The 18,082-nt window shown below is 40.2% G+C and carries 19 protein-coding genes and 1 other RNA gene; 15 read left to right on the forward strand and 5 right to left on the reverse strand.

Going from position 1 to position 18,082, the window contains the following annotated elements:
* Positions 1 to 42 precede the first annotated feature (42 nt).
* The 6 genes from LX92_RS08310 to LX92_RS08335 all read left to right on the forward strand — a co-directional run bounded on the left by LX92_RS08310 (position 43) and on the right by LX92_RS08335 (position 5,840).
* A complete protein-coding gene (locus LX92_RS08310) occupies positions 43 to 948 on the forward strand; it encodes a ribonuclease Z (protein WP_109649841.1) in 906 nt (301 codons plus the stop codon).
* A 55-nt stretch (positions 949 to 1,003) separates the two neighbouring features.
* Positions 1,004 to 1,507 carry a hypothetical protein gene (locus LX92_RS08315; RefSeq protein ID WP_146197816.1) on the forward strand — a complete coding sequence of 168 codons (504 nt, stop codon included), beginning with the start codon at positions 1,004 to 1,006 and terminating at the stop codon, positions 1,505 to 1,507.
* Positions 1,508 to 1,645: 138 nt separating this feature from the next.
* The gene (pdxH, locus tag LX92_RS08320; protein ID WP_109649843.1) at positions 1,646 to 2,293 is read left to right on the forward strand and encodes a pyridoxamine 5'-phosphate oxidase; all 648 of its coding nucleotides are present in this window, start codon (positions 1,646 to 1,648) and stop codon (positions 2,291 to 2,293) included.
* A gap of 81 nt (positions 2,294 to 2,374) precedes the next feature.
* Positions 2,375 to 2,860, forward strand: a complete 486-nt coding sequence (locus tag LX92_RS08325) for a SixA phosphatase family protein (RefSeq protein ID WP_109649844.1) — start codon at positions 2,375 to 2,377, stop codon at positions 2,858 to 2,860.
* On the forward strand, positions 2,860 to 4,938 hold the full coding sequence (gene ppk1, locus LX92_RS08330; protein ID WP_109649845.1) for a polyphosphate kinase 1: 2,079 nt from the start codon (positions 2,860 to 2,862) through the stop codon (positions 4,936 to 4,938). Before LX92_RS08325 ends, ppk1 begins: the two co-directional genes overlap by 1 nt.
* 11 nt (positions 4,939 to 4,949) lie before the next feature.
* Complete coding sequence (locus LX92_RS08335) at positions 4,950 to 5,840, forward strand: Ppx/GppA phosphatase family protein (protein ID WP_109649846.1); 891 nt, start codon at positions 4,950 to 4,952, stop codon at positions 5,838 to 5,840.
* Between the two features lie 23 nt (positions 5,841 to 5,863).
* Here the strand turns inward: LX92_RS08335 and miaE are convergent, their stop codons facing one another.
* Positions 5,864 to 6,445 carry a tRNA-(ms[2]io[6]A)-hydroxylase gene (gene miaE / locus LX92_RS08340; RefSeq protein ID WP_109649847.1) on the reverse strand — a complete coding sequence of 194 codons (582 nt, stop codon included), beginning with the start codon at positions 6,443 to 6,445 and terminating at the stop codon, positions 5,864 to 5,866.
* 31 nt (positions 6,446 to 6,476) lie between these two features.
* On the opposite strand from miaE, the gene LX92_RS08345 reads away from it, so the two are divergent.
* Positions 6,477 to 6,875: a transmembrane 220 family protein gene (locus LX92_RS08345; protein ID WP_170117814.1), complete on the forward strand. Its 399-nt coding sequence runs from the start codon at positions 6,477 to 6,479 to the stop codon at positions 6,873 to 6,875.
* On the opposite strand, the gene LX92_RS08350 is transcribed toward LX92_RS08345, so the two are convergent.
* On the reverse strand, positions 6,864 to 8,696 hold the full coding sequence (locus tag LX92_RS08350; protein ID WP_109649848.1) for a DNA polymerase III subunit gamma/tau: 1,833 nt from the start codon (positions 8,694 to 8,696) through the stop codon (positions 6,864 to 6,866). The two genes, LX92_RS08345 and LX92_RS08350, sit on opposite strands and share 12 nt — an antisense overlap.
* 129 nt (positions 8,697 to 8,825) lie before the next feature.
* Between LX92_RS08350 and rnpB the strand changes: the two genes are divergently transcribed.
* An RNA gene (rnpB, locus tag LX92_RS08355) (RNase P RNA component class A) lies at positions 8,826 to 9,169 on the forward strand.
* Positions 9,170 to 9,266: 97 nt separating this feature from the next.
* On the opposite strand, the gene LX92_RS08360 is transcribed toward rnpB, so the two are convergent.
* From LX92_RS08360 to LX92_RS08370, 3 genes are read right to left on the reverse strand one after another with little or no spacing between them, the layout of a single operon-like run.
* On the reverse strand, positions 9,267 to 9,803 hold the full coding sequence (locus LX92_RS08360; protein ID WP_109649849.1) for an RsmD family RNA methyltransferase: 537 nt from the start codon (positions 9,801 to 9,803) through the stop codon (positions 9,267 to 9,269).
* The gene (locus tag LX92_RS08365) at positions 9,803 to 10,636 is read right to left on the reverse strand and encodes a DUF3822 family protein (RefSeq protein WP_109649850.1); all 834 of its coding nucleotides are present in this window, start codon (positions 10,634 to 10,636) and stop codon (positions 9,803 to 9,805) included. Before LX92_RS08365 ends, LX92_RS08360 begins: the two co-directional genes overlap by 1 nt.
* On the reverse strand, positions 10,614 to 11,264 hold the full coding sequence (locus tag LX92_RS08370) for a hypothetical protein (RefSeq protein WP_109649851.1): 651 nt from the start codon (positions 11,262 to 11,264) through the stop codon (positions 10,614 to 10,616). Before LX92_RS08370 ends, LX92_RS08365 begins: the two co-directional genes overlap by 23 nt.
* Positions 11,265 to 11,534: 270 nt before the next feature.
* Between LX92_RS08370 and LX92_RS08375 the strand changes: the two genes are divergently transcribed.
* The 7 genes from LX92_RS08375 to LX92_RS08405 all read left to right on the forward strand — a co-directional run bounded on the left by LX92_RS08375 (position 11,535) and on the right by LX92_RS08405 (position 18,082).
* Entirely contained in the window at positions 11,535 to 12,974 is a 1,440-nt protein-coding gene (locus LX92_RS08375; protein WP_109649852.1) for an ATP-dependent DNA helicase, read from the forward strand.
* A 24-nt stretch (positions 12,975 to 12,998) separates the two neighbouring features.
* Complete coding sequence (locus tag LX92_RS08380; protein ID WP_109649853.1) at positions 12,999 to 13,568, forward strand: DUF4126 domain-containing protein; 570 nt, start codon at positions 12,999 to 13,001, stop codon at positions 13,566 to 13,568.
* Between the two features lie 37 nt (positions 13,569 to 13,605).
* On the forward strand, positions 13,606 to 14,319 hold the full coding sequence (gene kdsB, locus LX92_RS08385; RefSeq protein ID WP_190263538.1) for a 3-deoxy-manno-octulosonate cytidylyltransferase: 714 nt from the start codon (positions 13,606 to 13,608) through the stop codon (positions 14,317 to 14,319).
* Entirely contained in the window at positions 14,310 to 15,011 is a 702-nt protein-coding gene (locus LX92_RS08390; RefSeq protein ID WP_109649855.1) for an HAD family hydrolase, read from the forward strand. The genes kdsB and LX92_RS08390 overlap by 10 nt, the downstream gene beginning before the upstream one ends.
* 4 nt (positions 15,012 to 15,015) lie before the next feature.
* Positions 15,016 to 16,146, forward strand: a complete 1,131-nt coding sequence (locus tag LX92_RS08395; RefSeq protein WP_109649856.1) for an iron-containing alcohol dehydrogenase family protein — start codon at positions 15,016 to 15,018, stop codon at positions 16,144 to 16,146.
* Positions 16,147 to 16,155: 9 nt separating this feature from the next.
* Positions 16,156 to 16,692: a lysophospholipid acyltransferase family protein gene (locus tag LX92_RS08400; protein ID WP_109649857.1), complete on the forward strand. Its 537-nt coding sequence runs from the start codon at positions 16,156 to 16,158 to the stop codon at positions 16,690 to 16,692.
* Between the two features lie 511 nt (positions 16,693 to 17,203).
* On the forward strand, positions 17,204 to 18,082 hold the full coding sequence (locus tag LX92_RS08405; RefSeq protein ID WP_109649858.1) for a HEPN domain-containing protein: 879 nt from the start codon (positions 17,204 to 17,206) through the stop codon (positions 18,080 to 18,082).

An 18,082-nucleotide genomic window follows, 5' to 3' on the forward strand; every position in this document is an offset into this window, starting at 1 on the left:
GTTGTATCAATTACAATCTTTAACTTATTAATTTCCATTTTCATGAAACTACAGATCTTGGGTTGTTATGCTGCGACCCCGCGTACGTTAACAAACCCAACTTCACAGGTATTGGAAATCAAGAACCATATGTTTTTGATCGATTGTGGGGAGGGGACACAAGTACAGCTACGTAAGCATAAGATCAAATTTTCAAGGATCAACCATATTTTTATTTCACACCTCCATGGCGATCATTTTTTTGGGTTGCCAGGATTGATTTCCACTTTTCGACTTTTGGGACGTGACAGGGAATTGCATGTCTATGGCCCCAAAGGGATCAAAGAAGCGATTACTTTATTATTGAAATTAGGTGATTCATGGACAAATTATCCTTTGCTTTTCCATGAATTGACATCAAAGGAGCCCGAACTCCTTTTTGAAGATGATAAAATAACGGTTGAAACCATTCCTTTGAACCACAGGGTCTATACCAACGGTTTTCTTTTTAAGGAAAAACTGGGGGAACGAAAGCTCAATGTTAACGCGGTTGCACAATACAAAATAGACAAGTGCTATTTTCAGAATATCAAAAACGGAAAGGATATCACCTTGAATGATGGTACACGGTTATCCAATACTTTACTGACATTCGATCCCCCAAAACCCAAAAGCTATGCGTTTTGCAGTGATACAAGTTTCTTTCCTGAAATTATCGGGCAAATACAGGAAGTTGACGTTTTGTATCACGAATCCACTTTTTTGGATTCTGAGGGACATTTGTCTGAAAGAACCAAGCATGCAACAGCCAAGGAAGCTGCAACGATTGCCCTAAAAGCCAATGTGGGTATGTTGATTTTAGGACACTATTCCACACGGTATAAGACCATTGACCTTTTTAAGGAGGAAGCAATGGAAATATTTCCTAACGTGGCTTTGGCCGATGACGGAAAGGTGTTCGAGATGTAATTGGGAAGAATTGCGCAACCATAATAAAAAAAGGTATCTATCTAGAAAACCTGTAATGCGGATTAAGCCCTTTTCGATTGTTCTCACTTTGTTTTTTCTTTTAGGCTCCTGTGAAAAGGAGAATGCCGTATCCGTGAATGGACTTGGGTCAGCAATCATAGGTGCCTGGAGTAGGACTGATGTTGTTCCAAGTGGTGTAACCTATACCGATTTACGATATTTTGATATAAAAACGACCTATACGTTCGATTCGGACAAAGCGTATTCATATCGTGTTGATTTTTATGGGTTTGAGGATGAAAATCCTGAAGCGATTATTGGTTCATCCGAGAATGTCGGTACATATGAGGTAAGGGGTGACAGCCTTTTTATAAAAGCAGTGGCCCATACCTCTTGGGAAAAAGGGTTTAAACCAGACCCGGAAACCACTAGGTTGGGCGGGAAAGCTTATGGTTATAAATTCGGGATCGTGGATGATGAACTGACACTGTATTATATTTCTTACCCAGCGGATGCTCCCGTACCTACACAAATGACCTTTGAAAGGGTGGTTCCTTAAATGAAACTGACGTTGATGCGTGGTTTTTTAGGGTGGATATTTTTTTCACTTGATAATTCGTAATAAATACATCGGAAGCCTTCCCATTTACCGATCTTTTAAGGAACTTTGTATATCTTGGTTTTAGATTACGATACAATGGAAAAAGATTTAAGTAATTATAGGAAATCCTACGAAAAAAGTGCCCTTTTGGAAGATGCAATCTCGGATAACCCCATGGAGTTGTTTCAAAAGTGGTTTTATGAGGTAGAGGCATCCAATACGGTCGATGAGGCCAATTCGATGACCGTTTCAACAATCGGACTTGATGGGTATCCCAAAAGCCGTGTTGTGCTTTTAAAACGATACACTTACGAGGGTTTCATTTTTTACACCAACTATGAGAGTGAAAAGGGCAAGGCCATTGCGGCAAACCCACATGTGTGCCTTTCGTTTTTTTGGCATTCCATGGAGCGTCAGGTGATTATCAAGGGGACTGCTGAAAAAATCTCGGAAAACCTGTCCGATGGTTATTTTGAATCACGACCCGATGGGAGTAAGTTAGGGGCTATCGTTTCCCATCAAAGTGAGGTTATAGCTTCGAGGGAGATTTTGGAGGATGGTTTAAAAGAGTTGGAAGAACAATATACAGGAAAGGATATTCCACGTCCCAAATATTGGGGTGGGTATTTGGTGCGACCGGTTTCCATGGAGTTTTGGCAAGGTCGTCCCAACCGATTGCACGATAGGATCCGATTTGTGTTGCAGGAGGATTTTGATTGGAAAATCGAACGCTTGGCTCCATAATCCAAATATTACCTTGACTTTTTACGGTATACTTTTGTTGATTGTTTAACTTTATTGGATTCAATTAAATCGAATAGGTAAATGAAACAACTTGTTTTGGTGAGGCATGGTAAATCCTCTTGGGAATATTCCGTAAATGACAAGGACCGCCCATTATTGGCAAGGGGTATAGCCGATGGTCATATGGTGGTTGAGGCTTTTGATAGGAAGGGGATTTTGCCTGATGCGATTTTTTCGAGTCCGGCCATAAGGGCCATGCACACCTGTCTTATTTTTTTAAGAAAACTTGGGTATCCTTTGGGTCAATTCGAAATTTCCAACGAGCTCTACGATTTTTCGGGGGATGAGGTCTTGCGGTTTATTAAGAAAATGGATAACTCCCTTAATACGGTCATGTTATTTGGACATAATCACGCTTTTACCCATCTTGCAAATAGCTTGGGTAGTCAATACATAGACAACGTTCCCACTAGCGGTTTGGTTCATATGACCTTTGAAATCGATAATTGGAATGACGTTGCATCGGGAATTACATCGAATATTGTTTTCCCTAAACACTTAAAATAATGATAAAGGTTAAGAATCAATATATAAACCGGGAAATTAGCTGGTTGAGTTTTAATGAAAGGGTGCTACAGGAAAGTGCGGATAAAAATGTACCACTGATTGAGCGTCTTCGATTTGTAGGTATTTTTTCCAATAATTTGGATGAGTTCTTTAAGGTGCGTTACGCCACAGTAAAACGTATTGTCCAAGCGGGCAAAACCGGAAAAAGTGAATTAGGGGGGGAAACCGCAAAGGATCTATTGGCCGAAATAACCAATGTTGTTATCAAGCAACAGGAAAAGAGTCTCAATATATTAAAACAGATACGAAAGGAACTTGAGGCCCAAAATATTTTTCAGATAGATGAGACCCATGTGAGTGAGGCGCATGAGGAATTTATAAAATCATATTTCACCCAAAAGGTGAGTCCGGTACTCATGACGATTATTTTGAATGACCTTACCGAATTCCCTACTTTGAAGGACACGGCAGCATACCTTGCGGTGAAAATGGTATTGATTCCGGAAGAGGGGGAGACAAAAGGCACTAAGAATGTCAAATATGCCCTTATTGAAATTCCGAAAGGAATAGATCGCTTCGTGGTTTTGCCAAAAATCGACAATAAGGATTATATTATTATTCTTGATGATTTGATCCGGTATTCTCTACGGAATATCTTTACCATGTTTTCTTTTGAATCGATTACGGCACATATGATTAAGATTACCCGGGACGCCGAGTTGGATATCGATAGTGATCTAAGTAAGAGTTTTATTGAGAAAATTTCATCCAGTGTCGAAGGTCGAAAAATCAGCGATCCCGTTCGTTTTGTGTATGACAATAGGATTGGCAAGGACACGTTGCAGTTCCTTAAGGAAAAAATGGATATTGAGGACATTGACAGTGTAATTCCAGGCGGGCGGTATCATAACCGTCGTGATTATATGGGATTCCCCAGTCTGGGCAGGGAGGATTTAATGTATGGGAAAATAACGCCTCTTCCAGTAAAAGGCCTTAGTATGGAAGGTAGTCTTTTTGAAAGGATAGCCAAAAAGGACTATTTGCAATATACACCCTACCATACTTTTTCATATGTCATCAAATTTTTGCGGGAAGCAGCTTTGGATCCCAAGGTCCGAAGTATAAAAATTACGGTGTATCGCCTTGCGGCCGAATCCCAAGTGGCGGCATCATTGATCAATGCTGTTAAAAATGGCAAGCAAGTAACCATGCAGATCGAATTGAGGGCTCGTTTTGATGAACAGGCCAACATAGAATATGCCGAACAATTACAGGCAGAAGGAGTGAAACTCATTTTTGGGGTTCCAGGGTTAAAGGTACACAGTAAAATATGCGTGATTGAAAGGGAAGAAGAAAAAGGGATAAAGCGATATGGTTTTATCAGTACAGGTAATTTTAACGAAGCAACAGCCCGAATATATACCGATTACACCCTTTTTACAGCCCATGCCCCTATTTTAAGGGAGTTGAACAAGGTGTTCGATTTCTTTGATACACCTTACAAGATAAACAAGTACAAGCATCTGGTGGTATCTCCGCATTATACCAAGTCCTATTTTGTTAAATTGATCGATAATGAAATTGCCAATGCCAAGGCGGGAAAAGAAGCGTATATTAAAATAAAGATGAACAGTCTAACATCCTATAAAATGGTTGATAAACTGTATGAGGCGAGTAATGCAGGGGTGAAAATACAATTGATTATAAGGGGAATCTGCTGTTTGATTCCCGGAGTCAAGGGCATGAGCGAGAATATTGAGGCCATTAGTGTGGTGGATAAATTTCTGGAGCATCCCAGGGTTTTCATTTTTGCCCATGAAGATGGTCCCAAGGTTTTTATCTCCTCGGCAGATTGGATGACCCGTAATTTAATGAATAGGGTAGAAGTAGGTTGTCCTATTTATGACGAGGATATCAAACAGGAATTGATCGATGCCTTTGAGATTTGTTGGAGCGATAATGTGAAGGCCCGTATCTTTAGTGAAAAACAGGACAATGCCTATCGAAAGAACAACAAACCCAAGGTGCGTTCCCAATTTGCCCTGTACGATTATTATGCAGAAAAGTTGAATTCTTAATTTACAAACTATTGAAAGTTCGAAAATTCGCAGCCATCGACATAGGGTCGAATGCAATAAGGTTGCTCATTAATAATGTAATAGAGGAAAAAGGTAAAAAGACCGTGTTCACCAAAAGTGAGTTGGTACGGGTGCCTGTGCGTCTCGGGGAAGATTCGTTTACCGTTGGGGAAATATCGGAAGACAATGCTGAGCGCATCATAAAATCAATGAAGGCGTTTCAATTGTTGATGGAGGTTAATCGGGTTGAAAAATATATGGCCTGTGCAACTTCTGCCATGCGAGAGGCCAATAATGGCATGGAGATCATCCAGAAAATCCATAAGGAGGCGGGTATTAAGATCGAATTGATAGATGGTAAGCGTGAGGCTGAAATTATTGCGTCCACGGATTTGAGGCAGCTCATACAGAAAGACCAAGCGTACCTCTATATCGATGTTGGTGGCGGAAGCACGGAATTTACGGTTTTTAACGAAGGCATGATAAAAACATCAAAATCCTTTAAACTGGGTACGGTGCGTTTGCTGAACAATATGGTAGGTGAGGCCACTTGGAAAAAATTACAGGATTGGATTAAGTTGAATACTTCCGATACCGAAAAAATTACGATTATTGGTTCTGGGGGCAACATCAATAAGCTTCATAAAATGTCAGGAAGAAAGGAAGGGGAGCATTTATCCTACGTCTGGCTGAACGCTCAATATAATTTTTTGAACAGCCTGAGTTATGAGGATAGGATTTCGGAATTGGGACTCAATACCGATAGGGCCGATGTGATCATACCGGCAACACGTATCTTTTTGATGGCGGCCAAATGGAGTGGGGCCAAAAAAATCCATGTACCGAAAATCGGACTTTCAGATGGTATCATAAAAAGTCTTTACTATACCGCCACACCATAAATTATACGGGAGATTAAAAATTCCTATCCATGCACGGTTTCGTTCTTGCCTAAATCTTTCATGATCGTGGCTTCGTATTCCAAAAGGTCTTGCCATTTTTGGTTCACTTCATCCAGGTTGCCATATTGACGTGCAAATTTGAGGAACATGGTATAATGGCCAGCTTCGCTGACCATAAGTTTATGGTAGAATGCCGCCAAGTCCTTATCCTGAAGTTCCTCGGATAATAATCGAAAGCGCTCACAGCTTCTTGCTTCAATTAGGGCAGCATATAATAATCGATGTATCAATTGGTTGGTGCGGCTTCCTCCCTTTGGAAAGAATTTCATCAATTCGACCACATAGAGGTCCTTTCTGTCACGTCCCAAGGTTTGTCCCCTTGCGATAATGCGATCGTGAACCATTTTGAAATGTCCCATTTCTTCCCGCGAAAGGGCAACCATTTCTTGTATAAGCTCAGTGTACTCCGGAAAAGAAACTATCAGGGAGATGGCCGTACTGGCAGCCTTCTGTTCACAATAGGCATGGTCGGTAAGGATTTCATCAATGTTCTTTTCAACAATATTGACCCATCTTGGGTCTGTGGGTAGTTTAAGTCCAAGCATATTTTTTGTTTATTTTTCAAAAATAATAGGAATGCCATCCGTTTCAAAATATGGTCGCTATATTTATCCTATGAAAATGTGCTTTAATGTTCTGGGGTGGCTATTTGTTGCTTTATTTTCAATCTCGGCCATTTTACAATACAACGACCCGGATCCTTTTCTTTGGATGGTCATTTATGGTTTGGCGATGTTGGTTACCCTTGGTTTTCTGTTTAAGAAGGTGCCGTCACTGTTGCCTTTTGTTTTGGGTATATTGGGCCTTTTTGGTTTTTTTTATGTGTTGCCCGAAAAGTTTGAAGGTTTTGTGATTGGTGGAGGTGATATAAAAAACATTGAGGAAGCTCGGGAAGCTTTTGGCCTATTGATCATTGCAGTTGTAATGTTCATCCTGGCGATACGGATCAGGTTTGAGAATAGATCAGAGGTCTAAATCGAAGGTTCTTCGAAGGATGTCTATGGCTGGATTTTTCTCCCTGAGCTTTTCATATTTCTCTTCAGGGGTAAATGCGAATTTTTTTGCAACCTCTTCATTGACCGTTATCTTTAGGTTGATAAAGTAATTGTTCAGGTTTGTTCGTAAATATTCCATAAGATCAAACTGCTCCCTTTCTATCTCTTTTTTCATGGTACCATTGGGTAGTTCTATCCAAATGGTGTGGTCATTCAAGAGTTTGGGAACATCGGTATGAAGATTGGATGCCAATATTTTTCGACCATCACTTTCCATCTTATCCACAAAATCCATCCAATGCTTTTGCATCTCCTCTTCACTAAAGGCATCCCGCGGTAGTTTGCTTTCATCAATAACATCCTCTTTTTTGTTTAATTGATGCTCTTTTTTAGCTTTTAAGCTGGATATCGAGAGTCCGGAAACACGCTTTTTATGCGCTCCGATAGTAATGTTCACAGATTTGTTCTCCTTGGTCGTCTCCACTGCTGCTGGTGCTGGGGCACTCGTATTCAATTTGGGAGCAGGGACGGTAGTTTCGGTGTCAATCTCCTTTTTAGGGACCTCCACATCCTTCACAGGAGTGTCTATCTGCTTGTCGACGGGTGGTTCGGTACTTTTTTCGATCCCTGGCTGATTGGTCTTTGCAGGTGATACGGGAAAATTGTTCCTGTAAAACGCTGAAGGGGCTATAAATTCAACGGTACTATCGGCTAAAGCGACGGATTCAGGGTTTTTTTTTTCAGCTCCAAAGTTAATGGACGCTAATTTCATAAGAGAAAGCTCAACCAAAAGTCTTTGGTTTTTACTGGTTTTGTACTTTAGGTCACAGTCATTGGCAATGTTCAACGCCTGTAATAAAAAGGTGGTTGAAGTTAGCTTGGATTGTTCCAGATAATTCTTTTTGGCAGTATCCCCGACTTCCAGTAAATCAATGGTTTCCTCGTGCCTGCAAACCATAAGGTCCCTGAAATGGGAAGCAAGGCCCGAAATAAAATGGTGCCCATCAAAACCTAAAGCCAATGTCTTATTGAATAGGAGCAGTAAACTCGGTATATCGTGTTTTAAAATACAATCGGTAGCAGTGAAATAGGTGTCGTAATCAAGGACATTCAAATTTTCGGTCACCGCTTTTCTGGTCAGGTTTTTCCCTGCGAAACTTACCACCCTATCAAAAATGGAAAGTGCATCACGCATGGCCCCGTCGGCCTTTTGGGCAATGATGTGCAGTGCATCATCATCAGCTTCGATTCCTTGGTTCTCTGCAATATATTTTAAGTACGATGCGGCATCCTTAACCGTAATACGTTTAAAGTCGAATATTTGGCATCGGGAAAGGATTGTAGGGATGATCTTATGCTTTTCCGTCGTTGCCAAAATAAAAATGGCATGTTTAGGGGGCTCCTCCAAGGTTTTTAAGAACGCATTGAAGGCCGATTGGGAAAGCATGTGTACCTCATCAATAATATACACTTTGTATTTACCCACTTGGGGAGGAATACGGACTTGATCGATAAGGTTCCTGATATCGTCTACGGAGTTGTTCGACGCGGCATCCAATTCAAAGATATTGAAAGCAAAGTCCTCATCCTCACGTTCCGTGCCATCTTGGTTGATCTGTTTGGCCAATATACGGGCACAGGTTGTCTTACCTACCCCTCGAGGTCCACAGAACAATAAGGCCTGGGCCAAATGGTTGTTCTCAATGGCATTGAGCAAGGTATTGGTTATCGCCTGTTGCCCAACGACATCCTTGAATGTCTGTGGTCTATATTTACGTGCTGATACAATAAATGGCTCCAATTCGTTTATCTTTAAAGGTATTAGGTGTTTGCCCCTGCTTATTTACAAATATAGAAATAGCGAGGATTATAGCAGTTTATTTAAGATGGATTAAACACTTTTTTATCAACAATTGAAGTAAATTTGCAGTTAGCAGGTCACCTTATCGATCTGGCGGTTACCGTCAGATAGGAAAGTCCGGACACCATAGTGCAGTATAGCGGGTAACACCCGTCTCCCGCGAAAGCGGGACGGACAAGTGCAACAGAAAGTATGTACAGGTAATGCTGTAGTGAAATCAGGTAAACTCTATACGGTGAAACGTCATGTAAATCAGTGTTCGAGGGCTGCACGCCCGAGCTGAAGGGTAGGCGGTTAGAGCCTTTGGGTAACCAAAGGTCCAGATAAATGATAAGGGCATATTGGACTTTGTCGGGAGTGATTTTGATGTAAGTTCAGTATGAACAGAATCCGGCTTATGACCTGCTTTTTTTTAATGAGACAGTATTTTCCTGTGGAAAATGCGCAGTCGAATTAACCCTGATGTTTACAGTGGGAGTTGCAAAGTACTACAATGAATGTTAGTGCGGCCTACTGTTCAAAAAAGCTAAAAGTACTTCCGCCATACCTCCGTTCGTTGGTGAATCGATCCAATTGCGAAAGATCGGTATGTTTCGAATGTTCAATGATCAGTACCCCATTTTTATTTAGGAGTTCATTTTTGAATACCAATTCGGGTATTTTGGCAAATTCCTCAACAGTGAAATCATAGGGTGGGTCGGCGAAAATGATATCGGCCTTAAAGAATGTTTTGCCCAAAAATTGGAAAACGTCACTTTTAACTGTTGAGATTCCAAAATCGAGTTCCTTTGAGATTTTCTCAATGTATTTTATGCAACCATAATCGGCGTCCACCGCAACAATATCGGTAGAACCCCTTGAGGCAAATTCGAAACTGATATTACCGGTGCCCGCAAACAGGTCCAAAAAGGTAGTATCTTCAAAATAGTAGTTATTGTTCAAAATATTGAAAAGGGCTTCCTTGGCCATATCGGTCGTAGGGCGAACCGGCAACTTTTTGGGAGCTATCAATCTTTTTCCTTTATGTGTTCCAGAGATAATCCGCATTATAAAGCGCTGATTACGGTGAAATCTATACTGTCTTGGGTTGTGTCTGCCATAGGATATGCGCTTACCGAGGGTATAAAAATAGTGATGTCCTTTACATAGTGATAACAAAGTTTGAAAATTTCATCATCTTCCTCAATAGAGCCGAAGAGCTTGAGCTTCGTTGTTTCCGTTTCCAGTCCCAATTGTTCCATTGTGAATAGTAGATAGTAGATGAAATCCTCTTTTGAGGTAAAGGTAAAGCTATTGTGGAGCAATAATTTTTTTTGGGAAATAATGGTAATACTCATTTGTTGACCGTCGACATGCGTGTAACAAACAGGTTCTTTGCTGTTTCCCGAATTATTCAATAAAGCCTCGACCAAAACAGTACCATTGTGCTTGTATTCAAATTCCCCGAACAATTCAAAAACATAATTGTTGATGTTCATAAAAGGGACATATACATTTACCATGTCGTAGTTCTCCAATATATCGTAGGCCATATGGTCGTTAGCTAGGATTTTAGCGTTCAACTTCAAATAGTTGGCCAGTTCCTTTTCATCGAAGAGGGGTTTGGGTACAAAACTGAAAAGACCATTGCTGTGTACAACGATTACTTCAGAAAAAGTTGCACGGTCGATTTCGTGCGTTTCCAAAAGGTTTTTTAGATTGTCCTGCAGCTCGTAAGGGGTTTGCGTACGTTCAAAAATTCGCCTGTCGGATTTGGTGATCGTATTGGAAATAGTGTCCAGAACACAAAAAGAAAGTCCATTCAAGCTAACTTGAATGGACAGTTTGTTAAATTTTTCCAATGCGATATCGCCAGTATTAAAGATCTTCTTTTTTGTCATAGATTGGAGGCCAGTTACCACTCGTACTCACTTGTTCCAATGATCCTACTTTTATCACATCACCATTTACTTCCTCAACACTTACTTGGGCGTTTTCACGAGTCAATAAATCTTTAGGTTGATCATGTAGTATGATACTTTTTTTGACTTTAGCTTCAAAAACCGGTGCTTTATAACCGCCTTTGTCAATAATTGCCGACTTCATCTCAAATTTCTCCGCATTCGGAGCATAAGGTACATCCATCAAGCTTTTGTAACGATCATCATTTTTGAATAAAGAATCCTTTACAGAAACAAATCCTAAAGTATCGATAATCTTGATTTCTTTTAAAAGTTCAATACCATAGGTTTTGTCCATCTCCATATAAGATGAATCCCTTTGTTGGGTAATGGTATATTTTCCTGTGTCCACAAAGCTAATAAGACTCTTGAAATCATTTGCATACGTTCCATTCGCCGTTTTGTAGGCTTCCTGCGCATTACGAATGTCTTTTAACTTGGCGACAACTTTCGCAAAACGTTCTTGCTTCACCTTTTTGAATTCGATAGGTCCTGTTACAGAGTTATAAATAAGGTATGCAAATCCGATACAGGCAATCCAAAGTACAATTTGTATTATGGTCTTCATTTCTTACGTGTTATTTTTTATTTAGTGGTTAACACAAATCTACAATTTTTTTAGAAACCGCCTAATATTTTATTGCTGTAATTATACACGAATTTTAATTTAAATGTGACGGACAGGTAGATAGGTTCGGCCTAAATAAATCGGGTACTTGGTATCGCTTTTGAAATAGTGCTACCAAGGAGGTGTTTTGGGTGTTCGTTTTTCAATTTCCAATTAGAATAATAGGGTAAAGATGTATATGACCAATAATCATGTTTATCTTTGTTTTCTATGAAAGTCCTTACAGCTTCTTCTTTTTTTACGACCCTTAAGGAAAAATTTCCGCATGAGCCTACTTTAAAACAGTCAATTGCCCTACAGCAATTGTCAAGTTATGTTCTCTCCAAGGAGAAAGAGCAATTGTTCTTGTTAAAGGGATTTGCGGGTACGGGCAAGACCACGATAGTTGGGACTTTGGTAAGTAACCTTTGGCGTACCACCATGAAGTCTGTCCTTATGGCCCCGACGGGAAGGGCGGCCAAGGTAATGTCCAATTATGCCAACACACAGTCCTATACGATTCACCGTAAAATATATTTCCCCAAAAAGCAATCGGGGGGAGGGGTGCAATTTGTATTGGCCCCCAATAAGCACAGGGATACCATTTTTATTGTCGACGAAGCCTCAATGATCCCTGATACCCCGGCAGACTCCAAGCTCTTTGAGAATGGATCCCTCTTGGATGATTTAATGATGTTCGTTTATTCGGGCCATAATTGTAAATTGATTTTGATTGGGGATACCGCACAGTTACCACCGGTTCACCTTGATCTAAGTCCAGCCTTGGATGAAGGGAAATTGGAACTGAATTATAATAAGGAAGTAACCAAGATCGAGTTGGATGAAGTGGTACGTCAATCCGAGGATTCGGGAATTTTGGTCAATGCCACCCTTTTGAGGGAGGAATTGGAAGGTAGTTTTTTTGATGGATTCAAGTTTGATGTCAATGACTATACCGATATTGTCCGTTTGGTCGATGGCTATGAGATACAGGAAGCCATTGATACTTCATATTCGGAAAATGGAAAGGAAGAAACAGCTATTATCGTACGATCCAACAAGCGGGCCAACCTATATAATGAGAACATCCGTAATCGAATTCTTTATTTGGAAAATGACCTGGCCGTTGGGGATTATATGATGGTGGTTAAGAATAATTACTTTTGGTTGAAACCTACTTCGGAAGCTGGTTTTATCGCCAATGGTGATATTATAGAGGTACTCGAGATCTTTGCGATCAAGGAGCTGTATGGCTTCAAGTTTGCAGAGGTTACGGTAAAAATGGTCGATTATCCAAAACAACAGCCTTTTGAGACTGTATTGTTGCTCGATACCATAAAAGCGGAAACCCCATCGCTATCTTATGAAGACGGGAATCGGTTGTATCAAGAAGTAATGCAGGACTATACCCATGAAAAATCAAAGTATAAGAAGTTCCTTGGTGTAAAGAACAATAAATATTTCAATGCCTTACAGGTGAAGTTTTCCTATGCGATAACGTGTCATAAGTCCCAAGGGGGGCAATGGAACACTGTTTTTGTAGAGCAACCCTATTTGCCGAATGGTGTTGATAAGGAATATCTGCGCTGGCTGTATACGGCAGTCACCAGGGCCAAGAAAAAATTGTATCTCATAGGCTTTAAGTCCGATTTTTTTGTTGATACGGAATAACCTATTTTAGTACAAAGTATAAAAATGAACTCTGAAACGATCATCAGTATTTTCTTAGGCATAGGGCTGGCCGCTTCTGTGGGTTTTCGCATTTTTCTGCCATTGTTCGCATTGAGCTTGGCCTCCTATTTTGGGGTCTGGGAATTAAATGACAATTGGCAATGGATAGGAAGCATCGCAGCGTTAATAACCTTAGGGGTAGCCACTTTGGCTGAAATATTCGGCTATTTTATTCCTTGGGTAGATAATTTATTAGACAGTATTGCCATACCTTTGGCGGCCATCGCAGGAACAGCGGTGATGGTATCGACGGTGGCCAATTTGGATCCCGTGGTTACTTGGTCCTTGGCAATAATCGCCGGGGGTGGTACCGCCACGGCAATTAAGGGAGCAGGAGCTTCTACCCGCCTGGCATCGACAGCCACAACTGGTGGAATAGCAAATCCATTGGTGTCAACTGTCGAAACAGGAACTGCGGCAGTGGTTACGGCAGCTTCGATTTTTGCCCCTATATTGGCGGCTTTTTTGGTCGTGGCAATTTTGGTATTCGTCTTTACGATATACCGCAAACTAAGGCCAAGGAAAAAATCATAAACAATCAACTAAATAGGAAAGAGTGAAAATTATCGCCATGATTCCCGCACGTTATGCGGCTTCGAGATTCCCTGCTAAGTTAATGCAGGATCTATCAGGAAAACCGGTCATACTTCGAACGTATGAGGCGGCCATTAATACGCAATTGTTTGATGAAGTTTATGTCGTTACCGATAGTGATGTCATTTACGACACGATAACGAATGCCGGAGGAAATGCAATTATGAGTATAGAGGAGCACGATTGTGGTAGTGACCGTATTGCGGAGGCCGTCGCGAATATGGATGTGGATATCATTGTCAATGTACAAGGGGATGAACCTTTTACGGATCGTGAAAGTTTGGCAAGTGTTTTGCAGGTGTTTGAGGATGATACCGATGCCGAAATCGATTTGGCCTCACTTATGGTGAAAATCAATGATTGGGATGAAATTAAGAATCCGAACACGGTAAAGGTTATTGTTGATAATCGTAATTTTGCTATCTATTTTTCGAGGTCCCCCATACCTTATCCTCGAGATACCAGTATTGCGGATATCTATTTTAAACACAAAGGGATTTATGCATTTCGGAAGAGAGCCATAATGGATTTTCACCGATTGCCGATGATGCCCTTGGAAGCCAAGGAAAAAATAGAGGCCATAAGGTATTTGGAGTATGGCAGAAAAATAAAAATGGTAGAAACCAAGGTTACAGGTATCGAAATCGATACCCCTGAAGATTTGAAAAAGGCCCAGGCTGCATGGAAGTAGATTTCAAGAACATAAAAGTGGTCGGTTTTGATGCCGATGATACGCTATGGGTGAACGAAACATACTTTCGCGATACCGAAGAACTTTTTGCTGATTTGCTAGAGGGTTTTGAGACCAAGAATAAAATTGACCAGGAACTTTTTAAAAAGGAGATGGACAACTTGGAACTCTATGGCTATGGAATTAAAGGGTTTATGCTTTCTATGATCGAATCGGCCTTGGAATTGTCAAATAATAGGGTTTCACAAGCAACGATTCATAAAATTCTGAATCTTGGAAAGGATATGATAGCCCATCCGGTAGAATTATTGGATGGTGTTAAGGATGTTCTAAAGGTATTGAGCAGTAAATATCGATTGATCGTTTTGACCAAAGGGGATTTGTTGGACCAAGAGCGAAAGCTGGAAAGGTCGGGGCTTTCCGAATATTTTCACCATGTTGAGGTATTGAGTGATAAGAAAGAAGCCAATTATAAAAATCTTTTGGAACATCTTGAAATAGAGGTTGATGAATTTTTAATGATCGGGAATTCCCTCAAATCAGATGTATTACCCATACTGAATATTGGGGCAAAAGCAGTACATGTCCCTTTTCATACCACCTGGCAACATGAACAGGTGTCGATTGAAAAGGATGATTATAAATATTTGAAAATAAATAGTTTAAGGGATATTCTAGACTATTTGAATTAGTGTTATGGAGTTAAAGAACAATAGTGTTGTAGCAGATGATACTTTACCAATGCAAAAAGAGAGGTATAGGAACTTTCCTATGGTACCTCGCGTGGTATTTGGCAAAGGTTGTTTTGATCAATTGGGGTCTATATTAATGGTCAAACGCATAAATTCAGAAGCTCCATTCATTTTTTTGGTCGACGATGTTTTTGAAGGTCAGGCATTGGTAGAGCGCATACCGGCCATATGCAATGATCAAATTATTTTTATTTCTGCTGACGAGGAGCCTAAGACCAATCAGGTAGATGCCCTTGTGGAAAAAATAAAGACTGATTTCCAGGAGGCTCCGTCCGGTATCGTCGGTATTGGAGGGGGAACGGTAATGGACCTGTCCAAGGCCGTTGCCATAATGATGAATAATGAGGGGAGTGCCGCGAAATACCAGGGGTGGGATTTGGTGAACAAACCATCGGTATATCATGTAGGTATCCCCACCATTAGTGGAACAGGGGCTGAGGTGTCACGAACCACCGTTCTCTTGGGTCCAGAAAAGAAACTGGGGATTAATTCCGATTTCACAACCTTTGATCAAGTGGTTTTGGATCCTGATTTGACCAAAGGGGTTTCAAAAGATCAATGGTTTTATACCGGTATGGATTGTTTTATCCACTGTGTGGAATCCTTGAATGGCACTTATTTGAACGCCTTCAGCCAAAGTTATGGGGAGAAGGCTTTTCAGCTTTGTAAGGAAGTGTTCCTTGACGGGTTGTCCGAAGATGATGCTAGGGATAAATTAATGATGGCCTCTTGGCATGGGGGTATGAGTATCGCCTATTCCCAAGTCGGGGTGGCACATGCCATGAGTTACGGACTTTCATACCTTTTGGGGGTAAAACACGGAATTGGTAATTGTCTTGTTTTCCAACATTTGGAAGAGTTCTATCCAGAAGATGTGATCTTGTTCAGGATCATGCAGGAAAAACATGGCATTCATTTGCCTAAGGGAGTATGTGCCAATTTAAGTGATGATGAATTCGATACCATGATCACTGTCGCTATGGGCATGGAGCCTTTATGGGAAAATGCATTGGGAAAAGAGTGGAGAAAGACCATTACTCCCGCCAAATTGAAATCGATCTACGAAAAGATCTAAGCCTAAAAAATGCATACACTCGCAAAATTTATTTACTTCAAGTTACTCGGTTGGAAAATCGTCGGGGAATTTCCCGATTTAAAGAAATGTATGTTGGTCGTTGTGCCCCATACCAGTTGGGTCGACTTTTTTTTAGGACTCCTTATTCGAAGGGTCATTAATAAGGACATGAGCTTTATTGCTAAAAAAAGTTTGTTTAAACCACCTTTTGGATGGTATTTCAGGTGGATGGGTGGAGCGCCCATAGATCGCTCAAAAAGCAGTGATACCGTATCGGCTATTGCCCAGATATTTGAAGAAAAGGAAGTTTTTAGATTGGCGCTCTCACCGGAAGGTACCCGTAAGAAAGTCGATCAATGGAAAACAGGGTTCTATTATATTGCCAAAGCCGCCAACGTGCCGATTGTTTTGGTTGCCTTTGATTATGGTCGAAAGCAAATAAAATTTTCACAGCCTTATACGCCCACGGAAAATAGTGAAGCTGATTTTAAGCTTTATCGGGAGTTCTTCAAAGGTGTTGTGGGTAAGAAACCTGAACTGTCATAAGGATTCTTATTCCTCCATGGTATGATATACGTTCTGCACGTCGTCCTATCATTATCATATGTATTATTTACAGTACTTTATGAATTATAAAATTTAATTAGTTCGTTATTAGTTCGATTTAAACAGATATATCCAAAATAAAGAACCTAGTAATTAGAAGAAAAACGAAGACTGAAAATGAATCTTCGGGTTATGAGCCCGACGAGCTACCTACTGCTCTATCCCTCGGTCTTATAACTCTTTAATTAACTGCAAGTTAATAATCGTTTGATTTTATAAAATGCATACGTTGCACGCGGTTTTATATGCCGTAAAAGTATTTTAAAAAAAGTCTTGTTTCAAAGGATTCATATAGATTTTTCATGAATAAATATAGTAAGCTTCCTTAAACAAATTCATCTATGATGAAGTAAATTTAAGAAAGTAAATTGACATATTGGCTTATAGATTATTAACTGAAAGAAATATCAATATATTTATAGATATCATTTAGGTTACACTTACACCTCTTATGCAAACAATAATCAATACATGGCTAAATATCGCTCTTAATGATTTGGAATCTGCCATCTTGCTACACCGAAACGGAAAGTATAGAAACTCATATTTTCTGTTCCAACAGGCAAGCGAGAAAGCCAATAAAGCCGCGGTTCTTTTCTCTAGCGATTTTACCGAAAAGGAAATCGAGGAGACATCCCACGATCAATTTAAAATCCCAAGAAAGATTATGGTGCAAAAAGAAGAAAAAATGAAGGCCGCAATAGAGCTTCTTGAAAGCTATCCAATGCCGAAAGATCTGGAGCCGCTTTCCCATAAGAGCTTTGCCAAACACCATAAATCAATTTCAGCGGCCATTTGCAGTATAGACAGATTGAAAAATTGCGACTTGGTTAATTTTACATTGGAAGATCTCGATGGCTTTTTAGAAATCCTAACGGGCTTAGAAACCATTGAATATGCATTTCCGGAAAATAGCAATTCAATACTTAGGTCACAAATGCAAGCCATGGCAAGATACTTTGGGGAATTAGGTACGAAGGAAGCTTTGGAAACAAAAAGGGAAATTTTGAAGATGCTTGCGGATAAAAAAAAGTCGCAAATGTATTTTCAAAATTTAATGCATCACTTGATACCAATTCAATTTGATTCTATATTTATAGACCATACATTTTACTTTTGCGCTTTACTGACCATTCAACATAGTTCACAGACAAGATATCTCAAAAACGGGGTCAATCCTGAGGATATTTATACTAAGGAACTACCAATTGTACAGAAACAATTGGATTTTATAAAATTTTTAAAGGAGGCGATTCTGCGATTGGAGAAAATGAATAGTAATAAACAAGTGCTACAAAACCTGTTTTCGAACCCTACAATTACCCAATAA

This window comes from Maribacter polysiphoniae (assembly GCF_003148665.1).
Classification (GTDB): domain Bacteria; phylum Bacteroidota; class Bacteroidia; order Flavobacteriales; family Flavobacteriaceae; genus Maribacter_A; species Maribacter_A polysiphoniae.